Source organism: Shinella pollutisoli (assembly GCF_024609765.1).
Classification (GTDB): domain Bacteria; phylum Pseudomonadota; class Alphaproteobacteria; order Rhizobiales; family Rhizobiaceae; genus Shinella; species Shinella pollutisoli.
In genome coordinates this window covers 25,651-38,245 of record NZ_JANFDG010000010.1, presented here as the reverse complement: position 1 = coordinate 38,245, position 12,595 = coordinate 25,651, and the positions used below count along the sequence as shown (strand labels likewise).

15 protein-coding genes are annotated in these 12,595 nt (G+C 68.9%); 8 read left to right on the top strand and 7 right to left on the bottom strand.

Annotated features, from left to right (window positions below; genetic code table 11):
* Positions 1 to 2: 2 nt before the first annotated feature.
* From NNZ72_RS10090 to NNZ72_RS10080, 3 genes are all read left to right on the top strand, one after another.
* Positions 3 to 350, top strand: coding sequence for a DUF952 domain-containing protein (locus NNZ72_RS10090; RefSeq protein WP_257315175.1), 348 nt, complete (start codon positions 3 to 5; stop codon positions 348 to 350).
* Entirely contained in the window at positions 350 to 1,435 is a 1,086-nt protein-coding gene (locus NNZ72_RS10085; RefSeq protein ID WP_257315174.1) for a quinone-dependent dihydroorotate dehydrogenase, read from the top strand. Before NNZ72_RS10090 ends, NNZ72_RS10085 begins: the two co-directional genes overlap by 1 nt.
* A 130-nt stretch (positions 1,436 to 1,565) precedes the next feature.
* Positions 1,566 to 1,769, top strand: coding sequence for a DUF2934 domain-containing protein (locus NNZ72_RS10080; RefSeq protein ID WP_257315173.1), 204 nt, complete (start codon positions 1,566 to 1,568; stop codon positions 1,767 to 1,769).
* Between the two features lie 36 nt (positions 1,770 to 1,805).
* Here the strand turns inward: NNZ72_RS10080 and NNZ72_RS10075 are convergent, their stop codons facing one another.
* From NNZ72_RS10075 to NNZ72_RS10065, 3 genes are read right to left on the bottom strand one after another with little or no spacing between them, the layout of a single operon-like run.
* Positions 1,806 to 3,158 (bottom strand): MATE family efflux transporter, encoded by a 1,353-nt coding sequence (locus tag NNZ72_RS10075; RefSeq protein WP_257315172.1) that lies wholly within the window; start codon positions 3,156 to 3,158, stop codon positions 1,806 to 1,808.
* Between the two features lie 12 nt (positions 3,159 to 3,170).
* A complete protein-coding gene (locus NNZ72_RS10070; RefSeq protein WP_257315171.1) occupies positions 3,171 to 3,644 on the bottom strand; it encodes a CAP domain-containing protein in 474 nt (157 codons plus the stop codon).
* A 2-nt stretch (positions 3,645 to 3,646) separates the two neighbouring features.
* Positions 3,647 to 3,913, bottom strand: coding sequence for a DUF6460 domain-containing protein (locus NNZ72_RS10065; RefSeq protein WP_257315170.1), 267 nt, complete (start codon positions 3,911 to 3,913; stop codon positions 3,647 to 3,649).
* Positions 3,914 to 4,071: 158 nt separating this feature from the next.
* Between NNZ72_RS10065 and NNZ72_RS10060 the strand changes: the two genes are divergently transcribed.
* The 4 genes from NNZ72_RS10060 to pdeM are packed head-to-tail and all read left to right on the top strand — an operon-like array spanning position 4,072 to position 8,999.
* Positions 4,072 to 5,019 (top strand): class I SAM-dependent DNA methyltransferase, encoded by a 948-nt coding sequence (locus tag NNZ72_RS10060; RefSeq protein WP_257315169.1) that lies wholly within the window; start codon positions 4,072 to 4,074, stop codon positions 5,017 to 5,019.
* 29 nt (positions 5,020 to 5,048) lie between these two features.
* The gene (locus NNZ72_RS10055; protein ID WP_257315168.1) at positions 5,049 to 5,684 is read left to right on the top strand and encodes a DUF6198 family protein; all 636 of its coding nucleotides are present in this window, start codon (positions 5,049 to 5,051) and stop codon (positions 5,682 to 5,684) included.
* A 49-nt stretch (positions 5,685 to 5,733) separates the two neighbouring features.
* Positions 5,734 to 8,265, top strand: a complete 2,532-nt coding sequence (locus tag NNZ72_RS10050) for a ligase-associated DNA damage response DEXH box helicase (RefSeq protein WP_306766249.1) — start codon at positions 5,734 to 5,736, stop codon at positions 8,263 to 8,265.
* A gap of 8 nt (positions 8,266 to 8,273) precedes the next feature.
* Positions 8,274 to 8,999 carry a ligase-associated DNA damage response endonuclease PdeM gene (gene pdeM, locus NNZ72_RS10045; protein ID WP_257315166.1) on the top strand — a complete coding sequence of 242 codons (726 nt, stop codon included), beginning with the start codon at positions 8,274 to 8,276 and terminating at the stop codon, positions 8,997 to 8,999.
* Here the strand turns inward: pdeM and NNZ72_RS10040 are convergent.
* Positions 8,996 to 9,547: a dihydrofolate reductase family protein gene (locus NNZ72_RS10040; RefSeq protein WP_257315165.1), complete on the bottom strand. Its 552-nt coding sequence runs from the start codon at positions 9,545 to 9,547 to the stop codon at positions 8,996 to 8,998. The two genes, pdeM and NNZ72_RS10040, sit on opposite strands and share 4 nt — an antisense overlap.
* Before the next feature lie 87 nt (positions 9,548 to 9,634).
* On the opposite strand from NNZ72_RS10040, the gene NNZ72_RS10035 reads away from it, so the two are divergent.
* Positions 9,635 to 10,123: a winged helix-turn-helix transcriptional regulator gene (locus tag NNZ72_RS10035; protein WP_257315164.1), complete on the top strand. Its 489-nt coding sequence runs from the start codon at positions 9,635 to 9,637 to the stop codon at positions 10,121 to 10,123.
* 39 nt (positions 10,124 to 10,162) lie between these two features.
* Here NNZ72_RS10035 and rnk read toward each other — a convergent pair whose 3' ends face one another.
* From rnk to NNZ72_RS10020, 3 genes are all read right to left on the bottom strand, one after another.
* The gene (gene rnk, locus NNZ72_RS10030; protein WP_257315163.1) at positions 10,163 to 10,612 is read right to left on the bottom strand and encodes a nucleoside diphosphate kinase regulator; all 450 of its coding nucleotides are present in this window, start codon (positions 10,610 to 10,612) and stop codon (positions 10,163 to 10,165) included.
* A gap of 244 nt (positions 10,613 to 10,856) precedes the next feature.
* Positions 10,857 to 11,651: a TIGR02186 family protein gene (locus NNZ72_RS10025; RefSeq protein ID WP_257315162.1), complete on the bottom strand. Its 795-nt coding sequence runs from the start codon at positions 11,649 to 11,651 to the stop codon at positions 10,857 to 10,859.
* Positions 11,648 to 12,574: a sulfite exporter TauE/SafE family protein gene (locus NNZ72_RS10020; RefSeq protein ID WP_257315161.1), complete on the bottom strand. Its 927-nt coding sequence runs from the start codon at positions 12,572 to 12,574 to the stop codon at positions 11,648 to 11,650. The genes NNZ72_RS10025 and NNZ72_RS10020 overlap by 4 nt, the downstream gene beginning before the upstream one ends.
* Positions 12,575 to 12,595 lie beyond the last annotated feature (21 nt).

Sequence of the window (12,595 nt, the reverse complement as noted above, 5' to 3'; positions counted from 1 at the left end):
CCATGGCAAGGATAATCTACAAGATCGTTCCGGCAAGTCTGTGGCGACAAGCGCAGGCCGCCGGCGTTTTCGACGGCGCGCCGGTGGACCATGCCGACGGCTTCATCCACTTCTCGACCGCCGGGCAGGTGAGCGAGACGGCGGCACGGCACTTCGCCGGCCAGGAGGGGCTGCTGCTCGTCGCCGTCGACGGCGATGCGCTCGGCGAGAAGCTCGTCTACGAGCCCTCGCGCGGCGGCGACCTGTTCCCGCATCTCTATGCGGCCCTGCCGCTTTCCGCCGTGCTGTGGCAGAAGCCGCTGCCGCTCGGCCCCGACGGGCTCCACCAGTTCCCGGAGCTGACCGCCTGATGTCCCTCCTCTCCGACCTCGGCCGCAAGGGCCTCTTCCTCTTCGATCCCGAGACGGCGCACGGCCTGTCGATCGCCGCCCTCAAGACGGGGCTCGTGCCCGCCTGCCCGGCCCGGCCCGATCCGCGGCTCGCCCGGACCGTCGCCGGCCTCACCTTCCCCAACCCGCTCGGCATGGCCGCCGGCTACGACAAGAACGCCGAGGTGCCGGAGCCGCTGATCCGGCTCGGCTTCGGCTTCGCCGAGGTCGGCACCGTCACCCCGCGCCCGCAGGAAGGCAACCCGAAGCCGCGCATCTTCCGGCTCCTCGAGGACGGGGCCGTCATCAACCGGCTCGGCTTCAACAATGCCGGCCATGCGGCAGCGCTCGCCCGGCTGAAGGCCTGCCGGCGCGACGCGCTGATCGGCGTCAATATCGGCGCCAACAAGGACAGCGCCGACCGCGTCGCCGACTATGTCGAGGGTATCCGCACCTTCTACGACGTCGCGCGCTACTTCACCGCCAACATCTCCTCGCCCAACACGCCGGGCCTGCGCGACCTGCAGGCGCGCGAAAGCCTCGACGCGCTGCTTGCCGCCGTGCTTGCCGCCCGCGCGGAGCAGGCGGAAAGGACGGGCAGGCACGTGCCGGTCTTCCTGAAGATCGCACCGGACCTGACCGAGGAGGGGCTGGACGACATCGCGGCCGTGGCGCTTGCCCATCCGCTCGACGGCCTCGTCGTCTCCAACACGACGCTGTCGCGCGAGGGGCTCACCGACCGGCGGCTGGCGGGGGAAGCGGGCGGGCTCTCCGGCCGGCCGCTCTTCGAGAAGTCCACCAGCGTGCTCGCCAAGATGCGCCGGCGCGTCGGCGGAGACCTGCCGATCATCGGCGTCGGCGGCATCTCCTCGGCGGAGACGGCGGCGGAGAAGATCCGCGCCGGAGCCGATCTCGTGCAGCTCTATTCCTGCATGGTCTATGCCGGGCCGGGCCTGCCGGGCGAGATCGTCGGCGGGCTTTCGCGCCTCTGCGACCGCGAGGGCCTCGCCTCCATCGGCGACATCCGCGGCAGCCGCACCGCCCATTGGGCCGACCGGCCGCTCTGACCCCCGGAACCAAAGCCACCCGCCGCGGATTTTCCATGCGGCGGGTGGAGTGCGCGGCAGAAGCCGGCATGCCGGCGGTAGCCAGCACCGATCCCGCCCGATAGCCGCAAAGGCAGGAAGGGACGAGACGATGGACGATCGAGACGAACGCATCCGCCAGCGCGCCCACGCGATATGGGAGGAAGAGGGCCGGCCGGAAGGGCGGGAATACAGCCATTGGCTGCGCGCGAGAGCGGCAATCCGCGCGGAGGAGGCAGAGGCCGCACCGAGGGCATCCCGCGCCCAGGCGGAACCGCCCGGAAGCGGGAAGGATGCCCTGGATTCGAAGGTGTAGGGCATCCTTCGCGCGTCCGTCCGGACGCGCGGCATTCTAGCGGGGATCGGCGAACTGCCGTCCTGCCAGCCGCGGCAGGCAGGACGCCAGGAAAAGGCCCCGCAGCGCGAGGAAGAGATTGAGCGACAGCCAGAGGCCGTGATTGGCGAAGAGCGGCACGAAGACGGCAAGGGCGACGAGATAGCCGGCAAAGGCCATGAGCATGCGGTTGCGCATGGCCGCCGACCAGGTGGCGCCGATGAAGACGCCGTCCATCTGGAAGGCGAGCGCGCCGGTCACCGCCGTCAGCGCCGCCCAGGGCAGGTATTCGCCCGCCGCCGCCCGCACGCTCTCCGTCGTGGTCAGAAGCGCGATCACGTCCGCGCCGAACAGGAGGAACAGCAGCGTGGTGGCGATTCCGAGGCCGAAGGACCAGAGCATGGTGAGCCGCACCGCCCGGTCGAAGGCCGGGCGGAAGCGCGCGCCGAAGGCGCGGCCGACGAGCTGCTCGGCCGCGTTCGCAAGCCCGTCGAGATAGTAGCCGGCGACCAGGAAGATGTTCATCAGCACCGCGTTCGCCGCGAGCACCAGCGGCCCGAGCGAGGCGCCGATGCGCGTCATCAGGGCGAAGGCGCCGATCAGCACGAAGGTCCGGATCATGATGTCGCGGTTGAGCGAGAAGAGCGCGGCGAGCCGGTCGCGGGCGAAGACCGCGGCCCGGTCCGGCCGGTGCGCCCGGTCGAAGCGCAGGACGACGATCGCAAGCCCCGCCAGCATGCCCGTCGTCTCGCCGATCACCGTCGCCCAGCCGATGCCCGCCACGCCCCAGCCGAAGACGAGGCCGAGCAGGATGGAGAGCGCGATGTTGACGCCGTTGATGATCGCCTGCAGCGCGAGGCCGGTCACGCCCTGCCCGCGCCCCAGCACGAAGCCAAGCATCGCGTAGTTGGCGAGCGCCATCGGCGCGGCGAGCACGCGGATCACGAAATAGGTCGAGGTCACGGCCGCCACGCCGGCGGACGGCGCCATCAGGAAAAGCCCGGCGGACAGCAGGAGCGGCGAAAGAAGCGTGATCGCCAGCCCGCAACAGAGGGCGAGCGTCAGCGCGCGCCAGAAGACGGCCTGCTCCTCGCGCCGGTCACCGCGCCCGAAGGCCTGCGCCACGAGACCCGTGGTCGAGGCGCGCAGGAAGTTGAAGGTGCCGAGCAGGAGGTCGAACAGCACGGCGCCGACCGCGAGCCCCGCCAGCGCCTCCGCCGATCCGAGCCGTCCGGCGACCGCCGTGCTGGTCAGGCCGAGGAGCGGCGTCGTCAGGAAGCCGAGCGTCATCGGCACGGCGATGGACAGCACCAGCCGGTGCGTCACCTCGAAGGGACCTGCGCCGCTCTCATGCGCCTCTGCCGCGTGCATGGCCCGTCTCCGTCAGCCTCCCGAAAGGACCATCGCCCAGTAGGGCCTGCCGCCGGAGGCCGGACTGGAGACGGTCGCCACCCCGAGGCCGCTGAAGCGCGGGTCGAGCATGTTGGCGAGGTGCTTCGGCGAGCGGTACCAGGCGTCGAAGGCCTCCGCGGCGCTGTCCTGGCCGACGGCGATGTTCTCGGCCGCCGGCAGTGCCACGGCCATGCCCTTCATGCGCTTGCCGAAATCGGCGGCGAAGCCGATATTGTGCGCCATCTTCCCGGCCGAGGCCATGCGTCCGGCATGGTCGAGCGCGGCACGGCGGGCGGCCGGGTCGGCGGCAAGCGCGGGCAGGCCGCGCTCCGCCCTCAGCCTGTTGACGAGCGGCAGCGTCGCATCGGTGTAATCGCTGCCGGAGGACGTCGGCAGCACGTCGGTGGTGGAACAGCCGGCGACGAGCGCGGCGGAACCGAGGAGGAAGGCCCTGCGGTCGATCATGCTCAGCGCCGGTAGCTCAGGACGCGGATGAGGATGAAGACCGGTATCACGATGACCGCGCCGAGCATCAGGTAGTCACCGACCCGGCCGAGCGCGGCGAAGCCGGTGTGCCAGAGATCGAGCAGGAAATTGCGCACGCCGTAGAGGATGTCCTCCGGATAGAGGCCGAAGACCGACATCAGGAAGCCGGCGGCGACCGACAGGATCAAGAGCTTGACGAGGGTGCGCAGCGGCGTATCGCCGAGAAAGCGGTTCACTCCGTCCGACATGGGCTGATTCTCCACGGTTTGCCTTGCCTCCTGATAGTGCGCGTGCCGTCTTGCGGCAAGCGAAGGAGGCAGAACTGAAGCCTTTTCAAAAAAACGCTTGTATTTTACCGCGTCCTGAAAAATTATCCGCGCGTTTCACGGCTCCGGCACCCTCATACATGGCCAAACATCTCTTTTCCTCGGGCGACCTCGTTGCGGATCGCCGCGCGACCTACGCCCGCCTTCTGGCGGAGGCGGGCGATTTCGCCGAGGCCGCCGAACTGATGGAGCAGGCGCTCGAACAGGCGCCGGACTGGGCCGCCGGCTGGTTCCGGCTCGCCGAATATGCCGAGAAATCGGGCCGCAAGGAGGCGGCCATCGCCGCACTGGAGACGGTGCTGGGGCTCGACCCCACGGATGTCTTCGGCGCCGGGCTGAAACTCGCTCTGCTCGGCGCCGCCAAGACCCCGGCCGCCCCGCCGGCCCGCTACGTGGAGCGGCTCTTCGACGACTATGCCGCCCGCTTCGAGACCGCCCTGGTGGAACGCCTCGCCTACAGCGTCCCCGAAAAGCTCACCGCCCTCATCCTCGACCATTCCGGCCCCGACGCACGATTTCCCGTCGTGGCCGACCTCGGCTGCGGCACCGGCCTCTTCGGCGCCGCGATCCGTCCCCGTGCCGGCCGCCTCGAAGGCTTCGACCTTTCCGCCAACATGCTGGCCAGGGCGGCGGAAAAGGGCGTCTACGACCATCTCGCCCGGGCCGACCTCTCCCGCCCCGCCGCCGAAAGCGGCCTTTTCGACGAGGTCATGCCGGAAGGCCGCGCCGATCTCGTCGCTGCCGCCGACGTGCTGATGTATCTCGGCGACCTCGCCGAGGTCTTCCCGAGCGTCGCGCGGCTCACGCGTCCCGGCGGCCTCTTCGCCTTCTCCGTGGAGGACGGCGGCGAGGGCGATGCGCCGGTGCTGCGTCCGTCGCTGCGCTATGCGCATCCGGAGATCTTCATGCGCCGCCGTGCCGCGGAAGCCGGGTTCGCGATCGTCGCGGTCACGCGCGAAACAATCCGCATGGATGCCGGCGCGCCGGTGCACGGCCTGCTCTTCCTCGCCCGCCGCGGCGCGGTATAACGGAACCCGGATCACGGCGGAGAACGGTCATGGGCGAGGAAAAGCGGCGTTTCGGCTTCTGGAACACCGCCGCGACGCGGCACACGCCGCTGGAGGACGCGCAGGGCATCTTCGCCTCCAGCATGATCGCCGCACTCGGGCTCTCGCTGATGGGCAGCGCCGGGCTGGTGGCGAGCGGCACGGCGGGCATCGCCTTCGTGCTGCATTATCTCACCGGCGTGAGCTTCGGCCTGTTCTACACGGTCGTGAACCTGCCCTTCTATCTCCTGTCGCTCAGGCGGCTCGGCAGGGCCTTCACGGTCAAGACCTTCATCGCCGTCGGGCTCACCTCGCTCATCACCGAGGCGCTGCCGCATTTCATCGCCATCGACGCGATCCGGCCCTTGTGGACGGCGGTGCTCGCCGGCATCCTGCTCGGCTTCGGCCTGCTCGGGCTCTACCGGCACCGCGCGAGCCTCGGCGGCGTCGGCATCCTCGCCGTCTACCTGCAGGACCGGTTCGGCTGGCGGGCGGGGCTCGTGCAGCTCGCCTTCGACCTCGTGGTGCTCGTCGGCGCCTTCGCCGTCGCCTCGCCCTTCATCGTGCTCTGCTCGGTCGCCGGCGCGGTGGTGCTGAACCTGTTCCTGACGATCAACCACCGCTCCGACCGCTACATCGCCATGTGAGGCATTTTTTCCGCCCGCCGCTTCCCATTCGCCCGGCGATCACTAGCTTATGGGCGTGAAACGCACCGATTCCGCAACCGGCCCCGCGCTCCTCCCCGCACCCTTTTCCGGCTGGTTCGCCGAAAAGGGCTGGGAGCCCCGCGCGCACCAGATGGAGCTGCTCGCCCGCGCCTCGGCCGGCGAGAGCCTGCTGCTGATCGCTCCCACCGGCGCGGGCAAGACGCTCGCGGGCTTCCTGCCGGCGCTGACCGATCTGGCGGGCCGCGGCAGGATCCCGCCCGGTTCGGCCTTCACGGGCATCCATACGCTCTACGTCTCGCCGCTGAAGGCACTCGCCGTCGACATCGAGCGCAACCTGATGAAGCCCGTCTCGGAGATGGATCTCCCGATCACCGTCGAGACGCGCACCGGCGACACGCCGCAGGCGAAACGCCAGCGCCAGCGGCTGAACCCGCCCGACATCCTGCTGACGACGCCAGAGCAGGTGGCGCTCCTGATCGCCAACGGCGAGGCTCAGCGCTTCTTCAAGGACCTGAGATACGTGATCTTCGACGAGCTGCATTCGCTCGTCACCTCGAAGCGCGGCCACCTGCTCTCGCTCGGGCTTGCGCGGCTGCGGCGGCTCGCACCGGATCTTCGCACCATCGGCCTGTCCGCCACCGTCGCCGAGCCGATGGACCTGCGCCGCTGGCTGGTCGAGCAGCGGCCGGGAGAGGAGAACCACGCCGGCCTCGTCACCGCGCCGGGCGGGGCGAAGCCGATCATCACCATCCTGAAGAGCGAGGAGCGCGTGCCCTGGTCCGGCCATTCGGCGAAATACGCCATGCCGGAGGTCTACGAGGCGATCAAGGCGCACAGGACGGCGCTGCTCTTCGTCAACACCCGCAGCCAGGCGGAGATCCTGTTCCAGGAACTGTGGAACATCAACGAGGACACGCTGCCGATCGCCTTGCACCACGGCTCGCTCGACGTCGCCCAGCGGCGCAGGGTGGAGGCGGCGATGGCGGAGAGCAGGCTTCGCGCCGTCGTCGCCACCTCGACGCTCGATCTCGGCATCGACTGGGGCGACGTCGACCTCGTCATCCATGTCGGCGCGCCGAAGGGGGCCTCGCGGCTGGCCCAGCGGATCGGCCGCGCCAACCACCGCATGGACGAGCCGAGCCGGGCGATCCTCGTGCCCGCCAACCGCTTCGAGGTGATGGAGTGCCAGGCCGCGCTCGACGCCAACTATGTCGGCGCGCAGGACACGCCGCCGGTCGGCGAGGGCGCGCTCGACGTGCTCGCCCAGCACGTGCTCGGCATGGCGTGCGCCGCGCCCTTCGACGAGGACGCGCTCTTCGCCGAAATCACCTCCGCCTCTCCCTACACCGGGCTGCCGCGTGAAAAATTCCGCCGCATCGTCGAATTCGTCGCGACCGGCGGCTATGCGCTGAAGACCTACGAGCGCTATGCCCGCATCCGCCGCACGCCGGAGGGGCTGTGGCGCGTCTCCAACCCGCAGGTCGCCCAGCAGTACCGCCTCAACCTCGGCACCATCGTCGAGATGCCGATGCTGAACGTGCGCATGGTCAAGCGCGGCGCCAGGGGGGCCATCGGGCGTGGCGGCGCGTCGCTCGGCAAGGTCGAGGAATATTTCCTGGAGATGCTGTCGCCCGGCGACACGTTCCTCTTCTCCGGCAAGGTGCTGCGCTTCGAGGGCATCCGCGAGAACGAATGCCTCGTCTCCCAGGCCTTCTCGCTCGACCCGAAGGTGCCGGCCTATGCCGGCGGCAAGTTCCCGCTCTCGACCTATCTCGCCGAGGGCGTACGCGCCATGCTGGACGATCCCGCCCGCTGGAGCGCGCTGCCGGACCAGGTGCGCGACTGGCTGGCCCTGCAACGCGACGTCTCGACGCTGCCGAAGCGCGACGAGCTTTTGATCGAGACCTTTCCGCGCGGCAGCCGGCACTACATGGTCGCCTATCCCTTCGAGGGGCGGCTCGCGCACCAGACGCTCGGCATGCTGCTCACGCGCCGGCTCGAGCGGGCCGGACGCCGGCCGCTCGGCTTCGTGGCGACGGACTATTCGCTCGCCGTCTGGGCGCTGGACGACCTCGGCCACGCCTTCACGGTCGAGCGCCCGTCGCTTGCCGACCTCTTCGACGAGGACATGCTCGGCGACGACCTCGAGGCCTGGCTCGACGAGAGCTTCATGCTGAAGCGCACCTTCCGCAATTGCGCCGTGATCGCCGGGCTCATCGAGCAGCGCCATCCCGGCAAGGAGAAGACGGGGCGGCAGGTCACGGTCTCCGCCGACCTCATCTACGACGTGCTGCGCAGCCACGAGCCGGACCACATCCTCCTGGAGGCCACGCGCAACGACGCGGCGGCGGGGCTTTTGGATATTCAGCGATTGGGCGATATGCTGGCGCGAATCAGAGGCCATATCAGCCATCGGCGGCTCGACCGCATCTCGCCGCTCGCCGTGCCGATCATGCTGGAGATCGGCAGGGAGCCGGTGGCGGGCGAGGCGCAGGACGTCCTGCTCGCGGAAGCGGCGGATGACCTGATCGCCGAGGCGATGGGCGCGGATCGGACTTAGGATTTCATATGCAGAGGCTTGCGCTGGCGGCAGCGGACATCCAGGATTTCGGCGCGGTCTCGGCGCGCACGGTCGTCGCCGGCGTCGAGGTCGTGTGCGACCCGCTCGGCGCGCTCTTCCTGCCGGAGACGCGCCTGCTCGTCGTCTCGGACCTGCATCTGGAGAAGGGCGCCGCCTTTGCCCGGCGCGGCATGATGCTGCCGCCCTACGACACGCTCGCGACGCTGAAGGTGCTGGAGGCGGTGATCGCCCGGCACGACCCGGCGATCGTCGTCAGCCTCGGCGACAATTTCCACGACCGCGTCGGCTCCGCCCACCTGCCGGACGTCTTCCGCGCGCGGATTGCGGCGATGGCGCGCGGGCGCGACTGGATCTGGATCAACGGCAACCACGATCCGGACGGCACCGTGGACCTGCCGGGCCAGTCGGCGGACGAGCTGCACTATGCCGGCCTCGCCTTCCGCCACGAGCCGTCGCTCCTCTCTCCCGCAGGCGAGATCGCGGGGCACCTGCATCCCGCGGCGACCGTCGTGCGGCGCGAGAAGGCGGTGCGCCGGGCCTGTTTCGCGACCGACGGCAACCGGCTGCTGATGCCGGCCTTCGGCCTGATGAGCGGCGGGCTGGATCTCCGCCACAAGGCGATGGCCGGCCTGTTCGACCGCCAGAGCCTCGTCGCCCACATGCTGGGGCGCGACCGGATCTATTCCGTCCGCTTCGCCAATCTCCTCGGCTAGCCTTCGGGCGCATAGCGCAGGATGACCGTGCCGTTCGACAGCGGCCGGCTTTCGAGCAGGCGGAGATCGCCCCCCGAACCCTCCTTGAAGAGGCGCGTGCCGCGGCCGAGCCGGATCGGCACGACGGCGAGCATGATCTCGTCGACGAGCCCGGCCTCAAGGAGGCTGTCGACAAGTTCCGCGCTGCCGAAGACGTAGATCGGCTTGTCGAGCGCCTGCCTGCGCCGGGCGAGCTCGCCCTCGATATCGGCCGTGACCTCCGTATTGTTCCAGTCGGAGGTGGCGAGCGTGCGCGAGGCGACGAGCTTCGGCAGGGCGTTCATGTAGGCCTTCACCGTGGTCTCATCCTCGGCCGTCGTCCAATAGGCCTTCATGCCCTCGTAGGTCACGCGGCCGAAGACGAGCAGGCCGGCCTTGCCGCCGAATTCGATGCTCAGCGCCTCGAGCTCCGGCCCCCAGGCCTTCTCGTGGAAACCGAGGTCCCATTTCTCCTCGCCCTCGAAGAAGCCGTCGAGGCTCACGAGGTTCCAGACGATCACCGATGCCATCGCCGCCTCCCATAACCGGTTGCGAATTGCAATCGGTTGATGGATAGCAAGACCGATTTTATAACGCAACCGGTTTTGGAGTTCGCGATGAAAGACGTCCACCGGTCCGGCTGCCCGATCAATCTCACGCTCGAAGTGCTCGGCGACCGCTGGAGCCTGATCGTGCTGCGCGACATGATGTTCGGCAACCGCCGCCATTTCCGCGAGCTCTTGACCAGATCCGAGGAAGGCATCGCCTCCAACATCCTCGCCGACCGGCTGCGGCGGCTGGTGGAGGAAGGGCTGATCACGAAGAACGACGATCCCAGCCACAAGCAGAAGGCGCTCTACAGCCTGACCGAGATGGGGATCGCGCTCGTGCCGGTCTTCGCGGCGATGGGTGCCTGGGGGCGGCGCTTCCTGCCGGTCACGCGCGAACTGTCGATCCGCGCGGAGCTCCTGGAACGGGGCGGGCCAGAGATGTGGGAAGCCTTCATGGAGGAACTGCGGGCGATCCATCTCGGCGCGCCGCGGCCGGCGCGCTCGGTCTTCTCGGAACTGCGTGCGGCCTACGAGGCGGCTCTCGCCGCCGGTTGACGCGTCCTGGAGGGCTTTCCGCAGTTCCGGACGCGAACCCTACGCGCTTTTGCCGGGATTGCTCTCGGCGGCGCCCTGCTCGACCGAGAGCACGGTCAGGCGATGCTCGCGTCCGTCCCGCGCCGTCCAGTCGATCGACTGGCCGGGCGAAAGGCCGATCAGCGCCGTGCCGATCGGCGTGAGGATCGACACCTTGCCGGCCGAGATCTCCGCGTCGTTCGGATAGACGAGGATGACGCGCCGCTTCTGGCCGTCGCCCGTCTCGTATTCGACGGCGGATCCCATCTGCACCGTGTCCGCGGGCACCTTCTCGGCGGGCTTGACCGTGGCGCGCTCCAACTCGCCGATCAGCGCGTCGGCAAGCTCCGGCGCGTTGTCGTAGAGGCTATCGGCAAGGCGCATCAGCCGGCCGTGGTCGGCATCGCTGATGACGATGCGGGGTTTCGTGTCGGCGCCCCTGCGGCGCGGTGCGGTTATCGTGTTGGTCATGTCCGAATACCTTCCGGTCTGGCCCGTGCGGCCGGCGCGGCGGCGCACCGTCGGGCGGCCGCATCGCGCGTTTGCTCATGTGTGGAAAAAATGCGTCCCCCCGCATCCCGACGTCACGTCGCGACCGGGGGCTAGCCTCCTGCGATGGGAGACACCCGGAAAAAGCCCGTGGCGGGCATATGGGGACGCGTGCGATTCATTGAAACACCCAACCGGCGACGGGCCGAAATGTCAAGCCGTCCGGCTACTCCTTGCGGAAGACGAGGCTCGCGAGCCAGCCCGTCAGCACGGCGAGCAGCACGGAGAAGACGCCGTAGGGGAAGGCATTGTTGTAGGCGGCATTCGAGATCATCTGCTCGATGCCGGTCTTGGACACGCGCAGCGGCAGCGCCTTCTCACTGATGAAGACGCCGTCGCGGAAGAGGTGGGCGCGCACGACATGGGTGCCGTTCGGCACGCTCGCCGGCAGCTTCACCGTCGCCTTGAACAGGCTCGCGCTGATGAACTGCACGCCGCCGGGATCGCGCTGGTAGTAGCCGCCGCTTTCCTTCAGCCGCTTGAAGGCCTCGCGGAACTCCGTGAGGTTGGAGCCGTCGCCGAAATAGCCGGTCGGCGTCAGGCGGATATGCTGGATGCCGACGCCGACGCCGTTGAGCTCGGCCGTCGGCGCGATGGTCTCGACGTCGCGCGTGCTCGACAGCGAATAGGATTCCGGCACCAGCTCGAAGGTCATCGAGCGGCGGTTCACCCAGATGCCGAAGACACGCTCCTTCTTGCGCACCGTCGCGTCGTCCTTCGGCCCTTCGAGCGCGACGACGATGTCGTACTTGCCCTGTGCGAGCAGCGCCGGATCGTAGCCCTCGATGGCGCCGAAGATCGTCAGGTCCGCGCCGCGGAAATCGGACGAGATGGCGATCTCGTCGGTGGAGATGCCGATCTCCAGCTTCTCCGGGTAGTCGGGGCGCGTGTCCTCCTGCGCGCGGGCGGCGGCGGGAAGGAGCAGGCTTGCGGCCAGCAGCAGGGGGACGAGGATCCTCATCGGTAGACCCCCTCGCTCACCACGGAATAGATGTCGCTCGGCGTGGCGACGAGATCGACGGCAAGGCGCACGCCGACGGCGAGCACGAGCAGCGCCAGCAGCGCGCGCAACTGCTCGCCGCGCAGCTTCTGGCCGACGCGCACGCCGTATTGCGCGCCGATGACGCCCGCCACCATCAGGATGAAGGCGAGCACGATGTCGACCGCATGATTGGCCGTCGCCTGCACGATCGTCGTGTAGGCGGTGACGAAGATGATCTGGAACAGCGAGGTGCCGACGACGACATTGGTCGGGATGCGCAGGAGGTAGATCATCGCCGGCACCATGATGAAGCCGCCGCCGACGCCCATGACCGAGGTGAGCACGCCGATGCAGAAGCCGAGCCCGACCACGGGAATGACGCTCAGATAGATCTTCGACTTCTTGAAGCGCATCTTGAGCGGCAGGCGGTGCACCCAGTTGTGCTGCCCGGGCCGGCGCAGCGACACCGGCTGGTTGTTCGCCGCGCGCCTCAGCGCCCGGATGCTCTCGAGCAGCATCAGGGTGCCGACGGTGCCGAGCAGCACCACGTAGAGCAGCGAGATGACGAGATCCAGCTGGCCGATCCGGCGCAGCAGCGAGAACAGCCAGATGCCGGCGGTCGCCCCCAGGAGGCCGCCCAGGAGCAGGACCGTGCCGAGCTTCACGTCGAGCGTGCCGCGCCGGAAATGCGACAGCGCGCCGGACATCGAGGAGGCGACGACCTGGTTCGCGCCCGTCGCCACGGCGACGACCGGCGGGATGTTGTAGAAGATGAGGAGCGGCGTGATCAGGAAGCCGCCGCCCACGCCGAACATGCCGGACAGGAAGCCGACGGCCGCGCCCATGCCGAGGATGATGAAGATATTCACCGAAAGCTCTGCGATGGGCAGATAGACAGTCACAACGATACCCCGATCGGCAAG

What these genes read in the sequence shown, in the direction of transcription:
- NNZ72_RS10055 (WP_257315168.1), top strand. Translation starts at nt 5,049, where the DNA reads ATGGGCGAGGAAAAGCGGCGTTTCGGCTTCTGGAACACCGCCGCGACG.
- NNZ72_RS10065 (WP_257315170.1), bottom strand. Translation starts at nt 3,913, where the DNA reads ATGTCGGACGGAGTGAACCGCTTTCTCGGCGATACGCCGCTGCGCACC.
- NNZ72_RS10085 (WP_257315174.1), top strand. Translation starts at nt 350, where the DNA reads ATGTCCCTCCTCTCCGACCTCGGCCGCAAGGGCCTCTTCCTCTTCGAT.
- pdeM (WP_257315166.1), top strand. Translation starts at nt 8,274, where the DNA reads ATGCAGAGGCTTGCGCTGGCGGCAGCGGACATCCAGGATTTCGGCGCG.
- NNZ72_RS10025 (WP_257315162.1), bottom strand. Translation starts at nt 11,651, where the DNA reads ATGAGGATCCTCGTCCCCCTGCTGCTGGCCGCAAGCCTGCTCCTTCCC.
- NNZ72_RS10040 (WP_257315165.1), bottom strand. Translation starts at nt 9,547, where the DNA reads ATGGCATCGGTGATCGTCTGGAACCTCGTGAGCCTCGACGGCTTCTTC.
- NNZ72_RS10035 (WP_257315164.1), top strand. Translation starts at nt 9,635, where the DNA reads ATGAAAGACGTCCACCGGTCCGGCTGCCCGATCAATCTCACGCTCGAA.
- NNZ72_RS10075 (WP_257315172.1), bottom strand. Translation starts at nt 3,158, where the DNA reads ATGCACGCGGCAGAGGCGCATGAGAGCGGCGCAGGTCCCTTCGAGGTG.
- NNZ72_RS10070 (WP_257315171.1), bottom strand. Translation starts at nt 3,644, where the DNA reads ATGATCGACCGCAGGGCCTTCCTCCTCGGTTCCGCCGCGCTCGTCGCC.
- NNZ72_RS10050 (WP_306766249.1), top strand. Translation starts at nt 5,734, where the DNA reads ATGGGCGTGAAACGCACCGATTCCGCAACCGGCCCCGCGCTCCTCCCC.
- rnk (WP_257315163.1), bottom strand. Translation starts at nt 10,612, where the DNA reads ATGACCAACACGATAACCGCACCGCGCCGCAGGGGCGCCGACACGAAA.
- NNZ72_RS10080 (WP_257315173.1), top strand. Translation starts at nt 1,566, where the DNA reads ATGGACGATCGAGACGAACGCATCCGCCAGCGCGCCCACGCGATATGG.
- NNZ72_RS10090 (WP_257315175.1), top strand. Translation starts at nt 3, where the DNA reads ATGGCAAGGATAATCTACAAGATCGTTCCGGCAAGTCTGTGGCGACAA.
- NNZ72_RS10060 (WP_257315169.1), top strand. Translation starts at nt 4,072, where the DNA reads ATGGCCAAACATCTCTTTTCCTCGGGCGACCTCGTTGCGGATCGCCGC.